Source organism: Micromonospora ferruginea (assembly GCF_013694245.2).
Lineage (GTDB): Bacteria > Actinomycetota > Actinomycetes > Mycobacteriales > Micromonosporaceae > Micromonospora > Micromonospora robiginosa.
The window spans coordinates 4,641,800-4,656,973 of sequence record NZ_CP059322.2; the positions used below are offsets into that span (position 1 = coordinate 4,641,800).

The 15,174-nt window shown below is 71.4% G+C and carries 15 protein-coding genes; 8 read left to right on the forward strand and 7 right to left on the reverse strand.

Annotated elements, in window-relative coordinates; genetic code table 11:
* Nucleotides 1-41 precede the first annotated feature (41 nt).
* Nucleotides 42-785, reverse strand: a complete 744-nt coding sequence (locus H1D33_RS20165) for a M50 family metallopeptidase (protein WP_181571664.1) — start codon at nucleotides 783-785, stop codon at nucleotides 42-44.
* A 136-nt stretch (nucleotides 786-921) separates the two neighbouring features.
* Between H1D33_RS20165 and H1D33_RS20170 the strand changes: the two genes are divergently transcribed.
* Together H1D33_RS20170 and H1D33_RS20175 are read left to right on the forward strand one after the other, a co-directional pair.
* Entirely contained in the window at nucleotides 922-1,446 is a 525-nt protein-coding gene (locus H1D33_RS20170) for a Uma2 family endonuclease (protein ID WP_246411986.1), read from the forward strand.
* A gap of 92 nt (nucleotides 1,447-1,538) precedes the next feature.
* Complete coding sequence (locus H1D33_RS20175) at nucleotides 1,539-2,291, forward strand: GH25 family lysozyme (RefSeq protein ID WP_181571662.1); 753 nt, start codon at nucleotides 1,539-1,541, stop codon at nucleotides 2,289-2,291.
* A 70-nt stretch (nucleotides 2,292-2,361) separates the two neighbouring features.
* Here the strand turns inward: H1D33_RS20175 and H1D33_RS20180 are convergent, their stop codons facing one another.
* A complete protein-coding gene (locus H1D33_RS20180; protein WP_181571661.1) occupies nucleotides 2,362-2,577 on the reverse strand; it encodes a hypothetical protein in 216 nt (71 codons plus the stop codon).
* 86 nt (nucleotides 2,578-2,663) lie between these two features.
* Nucleotides 2,664-4,652: a serine/threonine-protein kinase gene (locus tag H1D33_RS20185; RefSeq protein ID WP_181571660.1), complete on the reverse strand. Its 1,989-nt coding sequence runs from the start codon at nucleotides 4,650-4,652 to the stop codon at nucleotides 2,664-2,666.
* 91 nt (nucleotides 4,653-4,743) lie between these two features.
* On the opposite strand from H1D33_RS20185, the gene H1D33_RS20190 reads away from it, so the two are divergent.
* The 5 genes from H1D33_RS20190 to H1D33_RS20210 all read left to right on the forward strand — a co-directional run bounded on the left by H1D33_RS20190 (nucleotide 4,744) and on the right by H1D33_RS20210 (nucleotide 9,325).
* Nucleotides 4,744-4,956 (forward strand): acyl-CoA carboxylase subunit epsilon, encoded by a 213-nt coding sequence (locus H1D33_RS20190; protein WP_181571659.1) that lies wholly within the window; start codon nucleotides 4,744-4,746, stop codon nucleotides 4,954-4,956.
* A gap of 101 nt (nucleotides 4,957-5,057) precedes the next feature.
* Nucleotides 5,058-5,510 (forward strand): hypothetical protein, encoded by a 453-nt coding sequence (locus H1D33_RS20195; protein WP_181571658.1) that lies wholly within the window; start codon nucleotides 5,058-5,060, stop codon nucleotides 5,508-5,510.
* A gap of 1,351 nt (nucleotides 5,511-6,861) precedes the next feature.
* The gene (locus H1D33_RS20200) at nucleotides 6,862-7,995 is read left to right on the forward strand and encodes a S8 family serine peptidase (protein WP_414685427.1); all 1,134 of its coding nucleotides are present in this window, start codon (nucleotides 6,862-6,864) and stop codon (nucleotides 7,993-7,995) included.
* 10 nt (nucleotides 7,996-8,005) lie between these two features.
* Nucleotides 8,006-8,662, forward strand: coding sequence for a Maf family protein (locus H1D33_RS20205; RefSeq protein ID WP_181571657.1), 657 nt, complete (start codon nucleotides 8,006-8,008; stop codon nucleotides 8,660-8,662).
* A 9-nt stretch (nucleotides 8,663-8,671) separates the two neighbouring features.
* On the forward strand, nucleotides 8,672-9,325 hold the full coding sequence (locus H1D33_RS20210; RefSeq protein ID WP_181571656.1) for an O-methyltransferase: 654 nt from the start codon (nucleotides 8,672-8,674) through the stop codon (nucleotides 9,323-9,325).
* Between the two features lie 14 nt (nucleotides 9,326-9,339).
* On the opposite strand, the gene H1D33_RS20215 is transcribed toward H1D33_RS20210, so the two are convergent.
* The 4 genes from H1D33_RS20215 to H1D33_RS20230 all read right to left on the reverse strand — a co-directional run bounded on the left by H1D33_RS20215 (nucleotide 9,340) and on the right by H1D33_RS20230 (nucleotide 13,179).
* On the reverse strand, nucleotides 9,340-10,641 hold the full coding sequence (locus tag H1D33_RS20215; protein ID WP_181571655.1) for an MFS transporter: 1,302 nt from the start codon (nucleotides 10,639-10,641) through the stop codon (nucleotides 9,340-9,342).
* A 117-nt stretch (nucleotides 10,642-10,758) separates the two neighbouring features.
* Nucleotides 10,759-11,514 (reverse strand): ABC transporter permease, encoded by a 756-nt coding sequence (locus H1D33_RS20220; protein ID WP_181571654.1) that lies wholly within the window; start codon nucleotides 11,512-11,514, stop codon nucleotides 10,759-10,761.
* Nucleotides 11,515-11,531: 17 nt separating this feature from the next.
* Complete coding sequence (locus tag H1D33_RS20225) at nucleotides 11,532-12,491, reverse strand: ATP-binding cassette domain-containing protein (protein ID WP_181571653.1); 960 nt, start codon at nucleotides 12,489-12,491, stop codon at nucleotides 11,532-11,534.
* A gap of 94 nt (nucleotides 12,492-12,585) precedes the next feature.
* Nucleotides 12,586-13,179, reverse strand: a complete 594-nt coding sequence (locus H1D33_RS20230; protein WP_181572659.1) for a PadR family transcriptional regulator — start codon at nucleotides 13,177-13,179, stop codon at nucleotides 12,586-12,588.
* A gap of 133 nt (nucleotides 13,180-13,312) precedes the next feature.
* Here H1D33_RS20230 and H1D33_RS20235 point away from each other — a divergent pair, with 133 nt between their 5' ends.
* Entirely contained in the window at nucleotides 13,313-15,067 is a 1,755-nt protein-coding gene (locus H1D33_RS20235; protein ID WP_181571652.1) for an acetyl/propionyl/methylcrotonyl-CoA carboxylase subunit alpha, read from the forward strand.
* Nucleotides 15,068-15,174 lie beyond the last annotated feature (107 nt).

Consider the following 15,174-nt stretch of genomic DNA (forward strand, 5'->3'; position numbering starts at 1 on the left):
CGGTCGGGGCGCGCGCCGCCCGGAGCGCGGCGCCGGACGGGTCAGCCGGTGAGGCCGGCGTCGGCGAGGATCGGGCCGGCGAGCAGCAGTCCACCGGCGACCAGCGCGCCGACGGCGACCAGTAGGAACACGCCCACCCAGGCCAGCGGCGGGACCGGCGTGAGCCGGGCGAGCTGGTCCGCGTCCGACTCCGGCATCCGGCCCCGGCTGCGCTGGCGTCGCAGCTCGAAGACCGGCCGGACGCCACCGAACAGCAGGAACCAGACCGAGGTCCAGGCGAACGCGGCCTGGACCTGTGGCGAGGTGTACCAGGAGACGGCGAGCACGACGCCGCCGGTGACCAGCAGCGACAGCGCGCCGAAGAGGTTGCGGATCAGCAGCAGCATGGCCAGCAGCAGCGCCACCGCCAGCCAGAGCAGCAGCGTGATCCGGTTGCCGGCGAGCAGCCACGCGCCACCGAGACCGAGCAGCGACGGGGCGACGTACCCGGCGAGCAGCGTGAGGATCATGCCGGGCCCACTCGGGCGGCCGGCGGACAGCGTCAGCCCGGACGTGTCCGAGTGCAGCCGGATGCCGTGCAGGCGCCGGCCGGTGAGCAGGGCCGCCAACGCGTGGCCGCCCTCGTGCGCGATGGTCACCGCGTTGCGGGCGATCCGCCAGGGCAGCCGGGTGGCGACCACAACGAGCGCGGCCACGGCGGTGAGCACCACCAGCAGCGGCGGCGGGTCCGGCTGAGCGCTCAGCAGGGTGTCCCAGAGCGTGGTGAGGCCGTCGATCAGGGGCATGGGCGGGGAGCCTACCGGCCCGACTCGTGTCGTACGACCGGCCGTGTCTCATAGAGTGTGCGACTGATCGGACGAGGTGCCTGAAGGGGCGGTGAGATCGGTGAGTGCAGCTCCGTTGGAGCCGTACAGCCCACACGTGGGTCCATGGACCGAGACCGACTACCTGGCTTTGGGCGACAGCCAAGACCGCATCGAACTGCTCGACGGGGCCCTGATCGTGAGCCCTGCCCCGAGCCGGCGACACCAACGGGTGGCCCGACGGTTGGCGAACGCCGTCGAGCTGGCGGCTGAGCCGGTCGGCCTGCTCGTCTACGACGCGATCAATGTGCGGCTGGGCTCCGACCGAATCGTCATCCCGGACCTGGTCGTCACGGATGCCGACGACGACGGAGTGGTCCTCAGCGCCGAACGGGTCACGCTGGTCGGCGAGATCGTGTCGCCCGGCAACGCCGCCGCCGACCGGCTGGTCAAGATGCAGCTCTACGCGATCGCCCGCATCCCGTTCTACCTGCTGGTCGAGCAGGACGGGGACAGCCACTCACTGCGGCTGCACCGGTTGGACGGGGGGCACTACGTCGAGGATGCGGTGGCCAAGGCCGGTGAGACGCTGAGCGTGACCGAGCCGTTCCGCTGGGCGATGGATCCGGCCGCCCTCCGATGATGCGATGAAAATTTCCTTGCGTCCTATTGCGATCTAGGGCACTAATCTCCAAAGATGGGCGTCAATCAGTTGACGTCCTCTGGAGGCACACCATGGCCCGTACCAGACTCTCCGTGCGCCGGCTTCTCGCCACCGGCCTGACCGTCGCCGCCACCGCGGCCGCGGCCCTCGTGGCGACCGGCGGACCGGCCGCCGCCGCGACCACCCCCGGCGTCGACGTCTCCCGCTACCAGGGCAGCATCAACTGGACCAGCGCGCGCAACGCCGGCATCCAGTTCGCCTTCATCAAGGCCACCGAGGGCACCAGCTACAAGGACCCCAACTTCAACACCAACTACGTGAACGCCTACAACGCCGGCGTGATCCGGGGCGCCTACCACTTCGCCCGCCCGAACATCTCCGCCGGCTCCACCCAGGCCGGCTACCTGGCCAGCAACGGCGGCGCCTGGTCGGCGGACAGCCGTACGCTGCCCGCCGCGCTGGACATCGAAGCCAACCCGTACAGCGGCGGCTACTGCTACGGCCTGAGCACCACCGGCATGCGCAACTGGATCCAGGACTTCCTCAACACCTACCGCTCCCGCACCGGCCGGTACGCGGTCATCTACACCACGACGAGCTGGTGGAACCAGTGCACCGGCAGTTGGACCGGCCCGTGGGCCAACCACCCGCTCTGGCTCGCCCGCTGGTCCAGCACGCCGGGCGCCCTGCCGGCCGGCGCCTCGGTCTGGAGCTTCTGGCAGTACACCAGCACCGGCAGCGTCTCCGGGATCAGCGGCAACGTGGACCGCAACTACTGGAACGGCGACCGGACCCGGCTGATCGCCCTGGCCAACAACACCTGACGTACGCACGGAAGCGGGACCGCCTCGACATGAGGCGGTCCCGCTGCCGTCGTACCGTCTGGTTGTCGCCTCAGGCCCGGCGGCGCGCGGCGGGCGCCATGGGCACGGGCGCGGGTCGGCGGGTCCAGCGCCACACCGCGACCCCGGCGACGGTCAGGGTGAGCACACCGAGAACCGCGACCGGCGCGGACAGGCCGGCGGCGACCATCAGCAGGACGGCGTCGCCGAGCGCGACCAGCATCCACAGTGCCAGGCGCGGGCCGGTGTCCCTGTGTCGGTAACCCATGTCGCACCTCCTTCGTCGTCGGGATACTCATACCCCCGACTACGGAAAGTCATGCGAACCAGTTTCGCGACGGTGGGACTCCCGGGTCAGTTCCTCCGGTCCGGCACGAACCCCTTGGTGATGATGTCGAAGGCGGGCAGGTTGGCCTGCCAGTCCTTCGCCGGGACCTCCCAGCGCAACGCGTAGCCACGGTTGGTGGCCGTCGCGACGCCCCGGTTGCGCACGTGGAACCGGACGTTGCCGCTACGCGTCTCCAGCCAGTCCCAGTCGGCGCAGGTCCGGTAGTAGTTGCACCGGGTGATGTTGACGTACTCGTAGTTCCGGACGTAGTTGCGCCGGTTCGGCTCCTGGTCCTTCCAGTCCGCCAACGCGTCCTTCTGCGGGCTGGACGTCCACTGCATGAACAGGACGCGGCGGGCACCGCCGACCTCGTAGAGCACGACCTGGTTGTTGCCCGGCTTGGCCTCGAAGCCGTTCGGAATCGGCACCTTGAAGCCGTTCGAGCCGGTGTAGTACTTCCAGCCGGCCGGCAACGTGAAGGCCGAGGCCGACGGCGACGCGCTGGCCGAGGGCGTCGGGCTGGCCGACGCACCGCTTGGCGAGGCGCTGGCACTCGGCGACGCGCTGGCCGTCGGCGCGGGCGGACCCGCCGACGCCACCGAGGAGCCGGCCGTCGGGCCGCCACCGTCACCGTCGTCGTCGCCGCGGTTCAGCAGCGGCACCGCCACGACCAGGCCCACCAGCAACAGCAGGACCAGCGCGCCGATCAGCAGGTTGCGCCGGTTCGGCGAATCCTTGACCCCCGGCAGCACCGTCGCCCGGCCGGTCGACGGCGCGGGGCTGACCGGCGCCGCGCTGACCGGCGTGGAGTCCGACGGGGCCGGGCTGACCGGCACCGGGGCCGAGCGCTGCGCGGGAGCGGCCGGAACCGGCTCGCCGTCGAGACGCGTCTCGTCCAGCGCCGGACCGGAGTCGTCCACCCGGGTCGCGTCGTCGGCGTCCAGCTTCGTCGTCGGGTCGGCGACCGGCGGCGTCACCTTCGCGGTCGGCCCCGCGTCGGAGGTCGGCGCCGGCACCTTCGCGGTCGGGTCGGCGGTCGCCGCCGCACCCCCGGTGGCCGCGACCCCGGAGGCCGCGCGTTCGACCTGCTCGTCGGCCGGGCGCGGCGCCGGCACCAGCGGCGGGCGCGGCGCGCGCGGACCGTTCGGCCCCGGCCGGCGTACGCCGTCCAGCAGCGAGATGCCCTTGACTCCCCGCCGACCGCCGACCTTGCGCAGCATGCGCTCCGCCACCTCGGCGGTGATCCGCTCGTCGGGGTCCTTGCGCAGCAGGCCCTGGAGCACCGGCTTGAGCGGCCCGGCGTTGCGCGGCGGCGGCATCGGCTCGGTGGCGAGCGCGGCCAGTGTGGCGATCGCCGACGGGCGCGCGTAGGGCGACTTGCCCTCGACGGCGGCGTAGAGCGTGGCGCCCAGCGACCACAGGTCGGCCTCCGGCCCGGCCGTGCCGTCCCGCGCCCGCTCCGGCGAGATGTAGGCGGGCGAGCCCAGCACCATGCCGGTGCGGGTCACGTTCGGGTCGCCGGGAATCGTGGCCAGGCCGAAGTCGGTGAGCACCACCCGACCGTCCTCGCCGAGCAGCACGTTGCCCGGCTTGACGTCGCGGTGCATGATGCCGGCCTTGTGCGCGGCCTTCAGCGCGCCCAGCACGCCGAGGCCGATCTCGACCGCCTTGGCCACCGAGACCGGGCCGTCCTCGGCGATCGTGTCCTGCAACGACTTCGACGCGACGTATTCCATGACGATCCACGGGTCGCCGTCGGTGCGCAGCACGTCGAAGATGCGGACCACGTTGATGTTGTTCAGCCGGGCGATGGCCCGCGCCTCGCGCAGCGAGCGTTCGCGCATCTCGCGGCGCTCGTCCGGGGTGAGGCCGGGCGGCGGGACCAACTCCTTGATGGCGACGTCGCGGTGCAGCACCTCGTCCCGCGCCTTCCAGACGCGACCCATGCCGCCCTGACCGAGCGGCGTGAGGAGCCGATACCGGTCAGCGACGAGTTGGGGAAGTGCGTTCGACATCGCAGAAACGGTACCCGGCCGCTCCGACGCGCACACCGCCGGCACGCCACTGTATGCCGAAGGTCGAGTTCGCGACGCGTACCCTGGGTCCATGTCTGCCGAAGAGCCGATGTTCCGGGTCGTCCGTGGCGTGCCCACCGCCGAGGAGCTGGCCGCTCTGGTCGGCGCGATCGTGGTCCGCACCCGGCCCGTCGCCGCCGCCGCGCCGCCCGTCGTGTCGCGGTGGGCGCACAGCGCCCGCCCGGCCGGCGCGACGCTCGCCGCCGGTCCCGGCGCGTGGCGCGCCTCCGGCCTTCCCCGCTGAAACCTTCCCCGCGTACGCGAGCCCGGCCGGGGCTGCCGGTATCCACGCGGAGCCATTAACCTCACTCAGGGAAACCGTGCGGTGACGGGCAGGGAGGTCCGATGATCCCGGAGGACAACCGGCCAGCCGGCTGGCTGCGCGACTACGGCGGCATCGAGGCCGACATCCGACAGATGAGAGAGTTCGCCGACCGACTCCAGGACGAGGTCACGCGCAACTACTCCCCCCACCTGTCCTACATCGCCGACGACATGAAGGCCCCGGTGCCCAACCCGGCCGACGCCTTCATCGAGCTGGTCCAGTTCCTGCAGGCCCACCACGAGACGCAGAAGGCCGCGGTCAGCGCCGTGTGGGACGTGGCGCCCGCCACCGGCCGGCTCGCCGACGCCGCCGGCCGGATCGCCGCCCGCTACGACGACTCGGACGCCTTCTCCTCCGCAAGGGTCACCGACGTCGAACGGGCGCTCGCCGCACCCACCACAGCCGTCGCCCGCCCGACCCCGCCACTGGCCGACCCCACCGGCCCCGACCAGGGACGGGTGGTCCTGCCGTGATCGAACGGGGCGGCGGACGCACCTCCGGGCTCACCGACTGGCGGCTGATGGACGTGCTCAGCATGTGGGCGTGCCTGCAGGACCAGGACACCGCCGGCCAGTGGAAGCAGGTCGCCGGCTGGCGCAAAGTCTGCGACCTCGCCCTGGCGCACCTCGGCCGGCTCCGGGAATACCGGCGCGGGCTCGCCGAGGCCTGGCCGCCCGAGACCAACGCCGCCGCGCGGGCGTACGTCGGCGAACTCGACCAGCTCATCGACCGGGTGCAGCACACCCACGACGCGGCCGCCGCCAACTACGACGCGCTCGCCGCCGCCGCCCGCGCCATCGGCAGCGCCCGCATCGAGCTGAAGCCGCTCTACGACGAGTTCGCGACCAAACTGCGGCAGAAGCAGGCGTACGAGGCGATAGTCGCCGACCCGAAAGCGGTGGCGGGCAGCCGGCTGCCGGCGCGGCCCCCGGTCGCAGACGACGACCTGGAGCAGTTGAACGTACGGGCACGCGGGCTGATGGCGGGGTTGAGCGGCGAACTCCAGCAAGCCCAGGTCATGCTCCAACGCCCACCCGCACCAGTACGCCCAGGTCGCCAAGTCACCGATCCCGACGCGTATGGACAGCCCGCCCCTGTGATTCCGCCAGTTGTTCCGATTTCAATCCAACCCCCAACCAGCAGTAACCACTTCAACAAGCCGGGCATGAGTGTGCCAACGGCCCAGCCATCGACGCCCCCGACAGGGGTTACGGGGCCAATATTGGGCGGAGTTGGAACAGCGCCGGCGCCCCTTACATCAACGCCCCCAGCCAGCACGGCCTCTTCCGCTGGACCCGGATTGGGCTCGCAGCCACCCATCCCACCTTGGAACGGCATGGACGGACGCTTGCCCATGCAACCCGGGATTCCCACCCCGCCGGGTCTCCACCCCAGCGGCGAACCGACCGGCCGGCCATCGCCACCTATCAGTCCTCGCCCAACACCGTCCAGCGGATTCATTGGGGCACCTCCTGGCACAGGAATTGGCCAGCCAGGATCCAACGTTCCACGGCGAGTGAATCCGGTAGGAGGAGTAATCGGCGGAGGCGGTGCAGGGACTGCACCAAGCGGCTCTGCCGGCTCCAGACCGGGGGCAGGAAGATTCACTTCTCCGCCATGGACTCAAAACTCCTTCCCTGCGGGTGGTTCACCAACCGCTACGCCCAGGCCTGGCCAAAGGCAGCCCAACAGGAACGATGCGGAAGACAAGGCGACGTGGGACCCGGACCACCCATGGCAGACAAACCAAGGCGTGAAGCCGGTGATGCTTCCACCTGAAGAAGAAGGGCCAATAAATCCTGGCCCGGCAATCGGCTTTGACCGGTGAATCTAGCACCTCTCGCCGCTGCGGCGCTTCTACTCCTAGGCGGGATCGCACCTACTGGAACAAGCGCAGAGCGGGCACCGGATGCACCAGGGGAGCGCATCCGCAGGGACCAGTGGCATCTCCGCTTTCTCAAGTCAGCCGAGGCCAATGCAATCAGCAGAGGCGACGGGGTGACAGTCGCAGTACTGGACACCGGAGTCGATCCTCACCAAGACCTCCGAGGCAACCTCCTAGCCGGCACATCGACCATCCCAGGAATACCTGGCGATGGGCGCCTTGATGAGAATAGTCACGGAACGGGAATGGCTGGACTGATCGCAGCCCATGGCCAGCCGGACAGTACAGGGGCAATGGGAATTGCCCCTGATGCCCGGATAATGCCTATTAAGACTTCAGGCTCAGCCAACACTGGTCAGCCAGATGACTTAGCCGCCGGCATTGACTATGCGGTAGCCCATCACGCAGACGTGATAAGCATTTCGAGCACTGGCGGCGTAAGTGCCGATCTGGTTAGGTCAGTACGGGTCGCACTATCGTCGAACATAGTGGTAGTTGCAGCAGCCGGAAACAAGCCCGAAGACTCGTATGTGGGGTATCCGGCCACAGAATCCGGCGTGATTGCAGTGGGAGGCATTGGCCAATCAGGAGTTGTTGCCCCCGTTTCGGTTGACGGGCCGGAGATCGATGTTGTTGCTCCGGCTGTCGATATCTACAGCACCAGCTATGACGGCAAGTATTCGAAGGGGACTGGCACCTCCAGTGCCACCGCGATCGTCGCGGGTGCCGCCGCTCTGATCCGCTCCAAATATCCGGACCTCCCCGCGGCCGAGGTCGCGCACCGGCTCACCGCGACCGCCATCGACAGGGGACCACCCGGCCGCGACGACCAGTACGGCTACGGGATCATCGACCTGGTCGCCGCGCTCACCGCCGACGTACCCCCGATCGGTTTTGAGTCCACCGGCGTCACCGCGCCGGCCTCGACGGCGGCCGCGCCCGGCACCGGCGACGGCGGAAGCACCGCCCGGGGCCTGGCGACCCTCGGGGTGTTGCTGGCTGCGGGGGGCGGTTATCTGGTCTGGCGTCGCCGTCGACGTGCCGGCGACCCGCCGCCGCGGATCAGCCGGTAGCGTCGGAAGGGTGTCGACCTCCGTGCCGTTGCGCCTCGTCCTCGCCTCGCAGAGTCCTGCCCGCCGCAAGCTGCTCCAGGCCGCCGGCATCGAGCCCGACGTGCTGGTCAGCGGCGTCGACGAGTCGCAGGTGGTCTGTGAGCGGGCGGAGGATCTCTGTCTGGAACTCGCGCGGCTGAAGGCTCAGGCCGTGCTCGGCCGGCTGCGTCCCGCCGTGGACGAACGCACGCTGGTGCTCGGCTGCGACTCGGTGCTCGCGTTCGACGGGGAGATTCTGGGCAAGCCGGCCGACGCGGTGGATGCCACCCGGCGGTGGCGGCGGATGCGCGGGCGCAGCGGCGTCCTGCACACCGGGCACTGCCTGATCGACGTGACGCACGAGGCGCGCGCCGAGGCGGTCGCGTCGACCACCGTGCACTTCGCCGACATCAGCGACGAGGAGATCGCCGCCTACGTGGCGACCGGCGAGCCGCTGGCGGTGGCCGGCGCGTTCACCATCGACGGGCTGGGCGGGGCGTTCCTGACCGGCATCGAGGGTGATCCGGGCACGGTGGTGGGGCTCTCCCTGCCGCTGCTGCGCCGGCTCCTCGCCGACCTGGAGCTGCGCCTGGTCGACCTGTGGTCGAAGGTCGCGCCGGGGGGCCAGGAGATCGAGCATCTCGGCTAACGTCCGAGCATGACCACGAAGCCGTTGCCGCTGACCCCGGAACTGCACGCCTACCTGGTGGCCCACGGGTCCGACCCGGACGACGTCGTCCGGGAGTTGGCCGAGGAGACCCGGGCGGCCCTGCCGGCCGAGGCCGACATGCAGGTCGCGCCGGAACAGGCGGCGTTCCTGACCTTCCTGACCCAACTCCTCGGCGTGCGGCAGGCGGTGGAGGTGGGCACGTTCACCGGCCTGTCCTCGCTGGCGATCGCCCGTGGGTTGGCCGAGGGCGGCCGGCTGACCTGCTTCGACATCTCCGAGGAATACACCGGTGTGGCCCGCCGCTACTGGGCGCGGGCGGGCGTCGAGGACCGGATCGAGTTGCGCATCGGCCCGGCCGCCGAGACGCTGCGTGAGCTGCCCCGGGAGCGTCACCTCGACTTCGCGTTCATCGACGCGGACAAGGTCGGTTACCCGGTCTACTGGGACGAGCTGGTGCCCCGGATGCGCCCCGGCGCGGTCATCGCGGTCGACAACACGCTCCGCGCCGGCCGGGTGCTCGCCCCACGCAACGCGGACGACCGGGCCATCGCCGCCTTCAACGACGAGGTGATCGCGGACGTCCGCGTCGAGGCGGTCATGCTGCCGATCGCCGACGGGGTCACGCTCGCCCGGGTCCGCTGAGCCGGCGGCGCAGATCACGCCGGGCGCAGCGCTCGCCCGAGCCGCACGGTCAGCAGCACCGCCACCACGATGAACGCGGGCAGCAGCAGGAAGGCCGCGTGTGGTCCGACGCCGTCGGCCACCCGGCCGAGCGCCACCGGCGCGATCCCGAAACCAACCGCCATCGAGTACGACGACCAGCCCGCCGCCCGATCGGCGGCCCCGCCGGCCACCGCGAGCGCGATGGCGATCGCCAACGGGTAGTGCAGCGCGTTGCCCAGGCCGAGCACGACCAGTCCGGTGACCGCGAGCCAGCCGACCGGGCTCGCCCAGAACAGCGAGAACCCGGCGAGGGAGACGGTGAACGCGCCGAGCAGCAGCGGCACCGGTGGCCAGCGGAGCGCGGCCCGGCCACCGGCGAGCCGGCCGGCGAACATGCCGCAGACGATCGCCGCCACGGCCGCCGACGCCCCACCGGCGCTCAGGCCGGCGTGGGTGCGGAGCACGTCGGCGGTCCACAGCGACAGGCAGACCTCGATCGACCCGGTGACGGCCATCAACACCCAGGCGATCCAGTACGCGCGCGGCAGCCGCCCCGAACCCGCCCGGACGCCTCGATCGTCGCCGGTGTGCGTCCCGCGCGCACCGTCCGGGATCTCGCGCTGCCCAGCGTCCGGTCCCGCGGTCGCCGCGACGACGCCCGCTGCGGCGGGCACCGGACGGAGCGCCGGGACCACGACGGGTCGGGCGGCAGCCGCGGCAGCGGGGGCGCGCTTCGGTCGGCGTACCCGGAAGGTCAGGGCGGCGAGCGCGACGAGCGTGATCAGCCCGACCTCGACGGCCATCACCGGTCGCCAGCCGAGGCCCGCGCCGACGGTGACGCCGATGGTCAGCGGCGCCAGGATGCCCATGCCGGCGCAGACGGCGTTGGCCTCGGTGAGCGCGGCCGGGGCGGCGGGGCCGTGCCGGGCGGTGAGCAGCACGTTGACGCCGCTGATCACCATCATGCCGAAGGTGGCGACGACCGCGACGGCGGCGATGGTGGCGGGCAGCGGGCGGAGCAGGCCGAGCGCGGTGACGCCGGCGGCGACGCCGGCCAGGCCGAGCCAGACGGCCGCGCCTCGCCCGAATCGGCGGGCGACCGGGGCGAAGAGCGCGCCGCCGGCCAGTGCGCCGACCGCGATGCCGGTGCTGTGCAGGCCGGCGACCGCGGCGCTGGTGCCCTGCTCGTCGCGGAGCAGCGGTACGACCGGGCCGAACCCGTAGAGGAAGAAGCCCCAGAGGCCGAGCTGGGCGTAGGTCAGCCAGGTGGTCCGGTCACGGGTGAGGCGGGGCACCGGCCCGACGCTACGCGCGCCGGACCGGCACCCCGCCTTGAGTGAGAGGCAGCTCTCGCCGGGGTGTTAAGCGGGGCCCCTTCCTCTACCGAATGCGTTAAGCGGGGGCCCCGCCTTTCACCTCACGCTGCGGGCGAACTGGCGGGCGGCCCAGACGACGCCGGCGACCGCGAGCACGGCGATGATGCCGAGCCCCTGCCAGACGTTGTCGTTGCCCAGGTCGCCGTCGAAGAGCGCCCGGGTCCCGTCGACCGCCCAGGAGAACGGGTTCCACTTGGCCACGCCCTGCAACCAGCCGGGCGCGAAGGTGAGCGGCAGCAGGATGCCGGAGAGCAGCAGCACCGGCTGCGCGACGGTGTTCATCAGCGGGGCCAGCGCGTCCTCGCTCTTGACCTTGAGGGCGACGCCGTAGGAGACGGCCGAGGTCATCAGCGCGATGAGGGCGAGCATCAGGTAGGCCAGGAGCAGGTAGCCGATGAACACGCGCAGGTCGAACAGGAACGCCAGCACGGTGATGATGACGGCCTGGGAGATCAACGAGACCACGTCGCGCAGGGAGCGGCCGAGCAGCAGGGCGAGCCGGCTGACCGGGGTGACCCGGGAGCGTTCGATCACCCCGGCGCGCAGCTCGGCGATCAGGCCGAAGCCCTGGAACAGGCCGCCGAAGATGGCGAGCAGCACCAGCAGGCCGGGCACGAAGATCTTGTACGCGGCGGCCTGCGTCGGCGCGTTCAGCGCCGGCTTGAGCAGCGGGGCGAAGAGCAGCAGGTACATCACCGGCTGGAAGACGCCGACGAAGACCCAGACCGGGTTGCGCAGGAGCAGTTGTGCCTGGCGCTGGAAGATCAGCCAGGTGTCGCGGGCGAGTTTCATGACAGCTTCTCCGGGGGTCAGGACTCGCGCAGCGAGCGGCCGGTCTTGGTGAGGAAGACGTCGTCGAGGCTGGGGCGGTGCAGCTCGATCGAGCGCAGCTCCAGCCCGGCGTGGTCGAGGCGGCGCAGCACCTGCGGAATGGCGACGGCGCCCTCGTCGACGTAGAGGCGCAGGCCGCCCTCGTCGGCGGTCTCCAGCTTCGTCACGTACGCCTCGGTGTCGAGGAGCTGCGCGGCGTGCGGGGTGGTCGCCGCGTCCAGGCCGACGATCACCACCTCGCCGGAGATCTCGCGCTTCAGCTCGATCGGCGTGCCTTCCGCGACCACCTCGCCGTTGTCCATGATCGCGATGCGGTCGCAGAGCGCGTCGGCCTCGTCGAGGTAGTGCGTGGTGATGAAGACGGTCATCCCCTCGGTGCGCAGCCGGCGGATCTCGTCCCACATGTGCGCGCGGCTCTGCGGGTCGAGGCCGGTGGTCGGCTCGTCCAGGAAGACGATCTTCGGCTCGTGGATGATGCCGAGCGCGATCTCGACCCGTCGGCGCTGGCCGCCGGAGTAGGTCTTGCACTTGCGGTCGGCGTAGTCGCTGAGCTGGAAGGCGTCCAGCGCGCGGGCGGCCCGCCGGTGCGCGTCGGCCTTGGAGATGCCGTAGAGGCGGGCCTGGAGCACCAGCTCCTCGCGGGCGCTGGACTCGTCCCAGGTGCTGCCGCCCTGGGGCACGTAGCCGATCCGGCGGCGCACCCCGGCCGGGTCCTTGAGCAGGTCGGCGCCGGCGATGGTGGCCTGGCCACCGTCCGGCTCGATGAGGGTGGCGAGCATCCGCAGCGTGGTGGTCTTGCCGGCGCCGTTGGGCCCGAGGAAGCCGAAGATCTCCCCCTCGGCGACGTCGAGGTTGACGCCGCGCACCGCGTCCACGGTCTTCTTCTCGCGACCCGCGCGGGAGCGGAACGACTTCCGCAGCCCCCTGGTCTCGATCATTTCTGCTCCTGGTCGTCCGGGCCGGGGTCACCCGGCCACCGGTCAGCGGTTCGCGTCGAGGCTAACGCGATATAACTCTTGTGGTCAACGTTGATTATTTCGTGTCTGTGTCGGTCCAGCCGGACCAGCCCTCCGCGCGCTCCATCCCAGCGGGCAGGTACGACACCCCGGACTCGATCCGCTCCGCGATCCGTTCGCACCACGCCGTCTCGGCCTCGGCCCGGGCCAGCCACAGCTCGAACATCCAGCCCACGTGCACCGGCTTGCGGTTGCGCACCCAGTCGGAGTCCAGCGACGCGCGCATCGACTCGACGCCGGCGCGCAGCAGGTTGGCCCGGTTGCGCAGCGCCGCCGCAGCCTCGTCGCGCGGCATCGCCGGCAGGAACGAGAACGCCACCGCGAACGGGTCCGGCGACTCGTGCACCTGCCACCACTGCGCCCGCAGCAACGTCTCGAACTCGTCCTCGCCCTTCGGCGTCACCTCGTACGTGGTGCGGGCCGGGCGGGCGCCCACCTGCTCCACCGAGACCGTCCGCAGCAGCCCCTCGTCGGTGAGTTTGCGCAGCGCGTGGTAGATCGAACCGGGCTGCACGTTGGCCCACTTGTCCGCGCTCCAGCTCAGCAGTTCGCGGCGCACGTCGTAGCCGTGCACCGGCTGCATCCACCTGACCAGGCCCAGAATCATCATCCTTGTCGCCGACACCGGACAAGCGTAATAGCCAAGTTTGACTACAGTGCGACATCCCACACTGAGCGATCGTTAGGGCCAGCATGCCGGCCGATACACTCCCGGCATCGACCTCCCGGGAGGAGCCCTCAAGGTGCGCAAGGTCCTCATCGCCAACCGCGGCGAGATCGCCGTCCGCGTCATCCGCGCCTGCCGCGACGCCGGGCTCGCAAGCGTCGCCGTCTACGCGGACTCCGACCGGGACGCCCTGCATGCCACGCTCGCCGACGAGGCGTACGCCCTGGGCGGCGACACCGCCGCCGACAGCTACCTGCGCATCGACAAGCTGATCGACGTGGCCGCCCGGGCCGGCGCCGACGCGGTGCACCCCGGCTACGGCTTCCTCTCCGAGAACGCCGACTTCGCCCAGGCCGTCATCGACGCGGGCCTGACCTGGATCGGCCCCACCCCGCAGGCGATCCGCGACCTGGGTGACAAGGTCACCGCCCGGCACATCGCCCAGCGCGCCGGCGCCCCGCTGGTGCCCGGCACGCCGGACCCGGTGGCCGGCGCCGACGAGGTGACCGCGTTCGCCACCGAGCACGGGCTGCCGGTCGCCATCAAGGCGGCCTTCGGTGGCGGCGGTCGCGGCCTCAAGGTCGCCCGCACCATGGAGGAGATCCCGCACCTGTTCGAGTCGGCCACCCGCGAGGCGGTCGCCGCGTTCGGCCGGGGCGAGTGCTTCGTCGAGCGCTACCTGGACCAGCCCCGCCACGTCGAGGCGCAGGTGCTCGCCGACCAGCACGGCAACGTGATCGTGGTCGGCACCCGCGACTGCTCGCTCCAGCGCCGGCACCAGAAGCTGGTCGAGGAGGCGCCCGCGCCGTTCCTCACCGACGCCCAGCGCGCCCAGATCCACGACAGCGCCAAGGCGATCTGCCGGGAGGCCGGCTACCACGGCGCCGGCACGGTCGAATACCTGGTCGGCGCGGACGGCACCATCTCCTTCCTGGAGGTCAACACCCGGCTCCAGGTGGAGCACCCGGTGACCGAGGAGACCGCCGGCATCGACCTGGTCCGTGAGCAGTTCCGCATCGCCGACGGCGACAAGCTGCGCATCACCGAGGACCCGACGCCGCGCGGGCACGCGATCGAGTTCCGGATCAACGGCGAGGACCCGGGCCGCAACTTCCTGCCCGCCCCGGGCACCGTCACCGCGCTGCGACTGCCCAGCGGCCCCGGCGTCCGGGTGGACACCGGCATCTCGGCCGGCGACGTGATCGGCGGCAACTTCGACTCGCTGCTCGCCAAGGTGATCATCGTCGGCGAGACGCGTACCGAGGCGCTGGAGCGGGCCCGCCGGGCGCTCGACGAGATGGTGGTCGACGGCATGGCCACCGCGCTGCCCTTCCACCGCCTGGTGGTGCGCGACGAGGCGTTCACCAGCGAGCCGTTCACCGTGCACACCCGGTGGATCGAGACCGAGTTCGACAACACCGTGCCGGCCTTCACCGCCGCCGCCGGCGCCGCCGAGGCCCCGGCCGAGCGCGAGACCGTCGTGGTCGAGGTGGCCGGCAAGCGGATCGAGGTGGTCCTCCCCGCCGGCCTCGGCGCGGGTACGGCTGCCGCCGCGCCCGCCGCGCGCAAGCCGGCCCGCCGGGGCGGCACGGGCAAGGCCGGCGCCGCGGTCAGCGGCGACACGCTCGCCTCCCCCATGCAGGGCACCATCGTCAAGATCGCGGTGGCCGACGGCGACACGGTCGCCGAGGGCGACCTGGTCGTGGTGCTGGAGGCGATGAAGATGGAACAGCCGCTGCACGCGCACAAGGCCGGCACGGTGAAGGGGCTGGCCGCCGAGGTCGGCGCCGTCATCACCGCCGGCGCCCCCATCTGCACCATCGAGGGTTAAGGCGGGGCCCCCGCTTAACGCCTTCGGTAGAGGCGGGGCCCCCGTTTAACACCCCGCACGGCGGGTGGTCTGGGCCACCAGCGGCGGCGGGAAGCGCCGGGAGCGGG

Excerpts from the sequence above, each read along its gene's own strand:
- H1D33_RS20165 (WP_181571664.1), bottom strand. The coding sequence starts at position 785 with ATGCCCCTGATCGACGGCCTCACCACGCTCTGGGACACCCTGCTGAGC.
- H1D33_RS20175 (WP_181571662.1), top strand. The coding sequence starts at position 1,539 with ATGGCCCGTACCAGACTCTCCGTGCGCCGGCTTCTCGCCACCGGCCTG.
- H1D33_RS20180 (WP_181571661.1), bottom strand. The coding sequence starts at position 2,577 with ATGGGTTACCGACACAGGGACACCGGCCCGCGCCTGGCACTGTGGATG.
- H1D33_RS20185 (WP_181571660.1), bottom strand. The coding sequence starts at position 4,652 with ATGTCGAACGCACTTCCCCAACTCGTCGCTGACCGGTATCGGCTCCTC.
- H1D33_RS20190 (WP_181571659.1), top strand. The coding sequence starts at position 4,744 with ATGTCTGCCGAAGAGCCGATGTTCCGGGTCGTCCGTGGCGTGCCCACC.
- H1D33_RS20195 (WP_181571658.1), top strand. The coding sequence starts at position 5,058 with ATGATCCCGGAGGACAACCGGCCAGCCGGCTGGCTGCGCGACTACGGC.
- H1D33_RS20210 (WP_181571656.1), top strand. The coding sequence starts at position 8,672 with ATGACCACGAAGCCGTTGCCGCTGACCCCGGAACTGCACGCCTACCTG.
- H1D33_RS20220 (WP_181571654.1), bottom strand. The coding sequence starts at position 11,514 with ATGAAACTCGCCCGCGACACCTGGCTGATCTTCCAGCGCCAGGCACAA.
- H1D33_RS20225 (WP_181571653.1), bottom strand. The coding sequence starts at position 12,491 with ATGATCGAGACCAGGGGGCTGCGGAAGTCGTTCCGCTCCCGCGCGGGT.
- H1D33_RS20230 (WP_181572659.1), bottom strand. The coding sequence starts at position 13,179 with ATGATGATTCTGGGCCTGGTCAGGTGGATGCAGCCGGTGCACGGCTAC.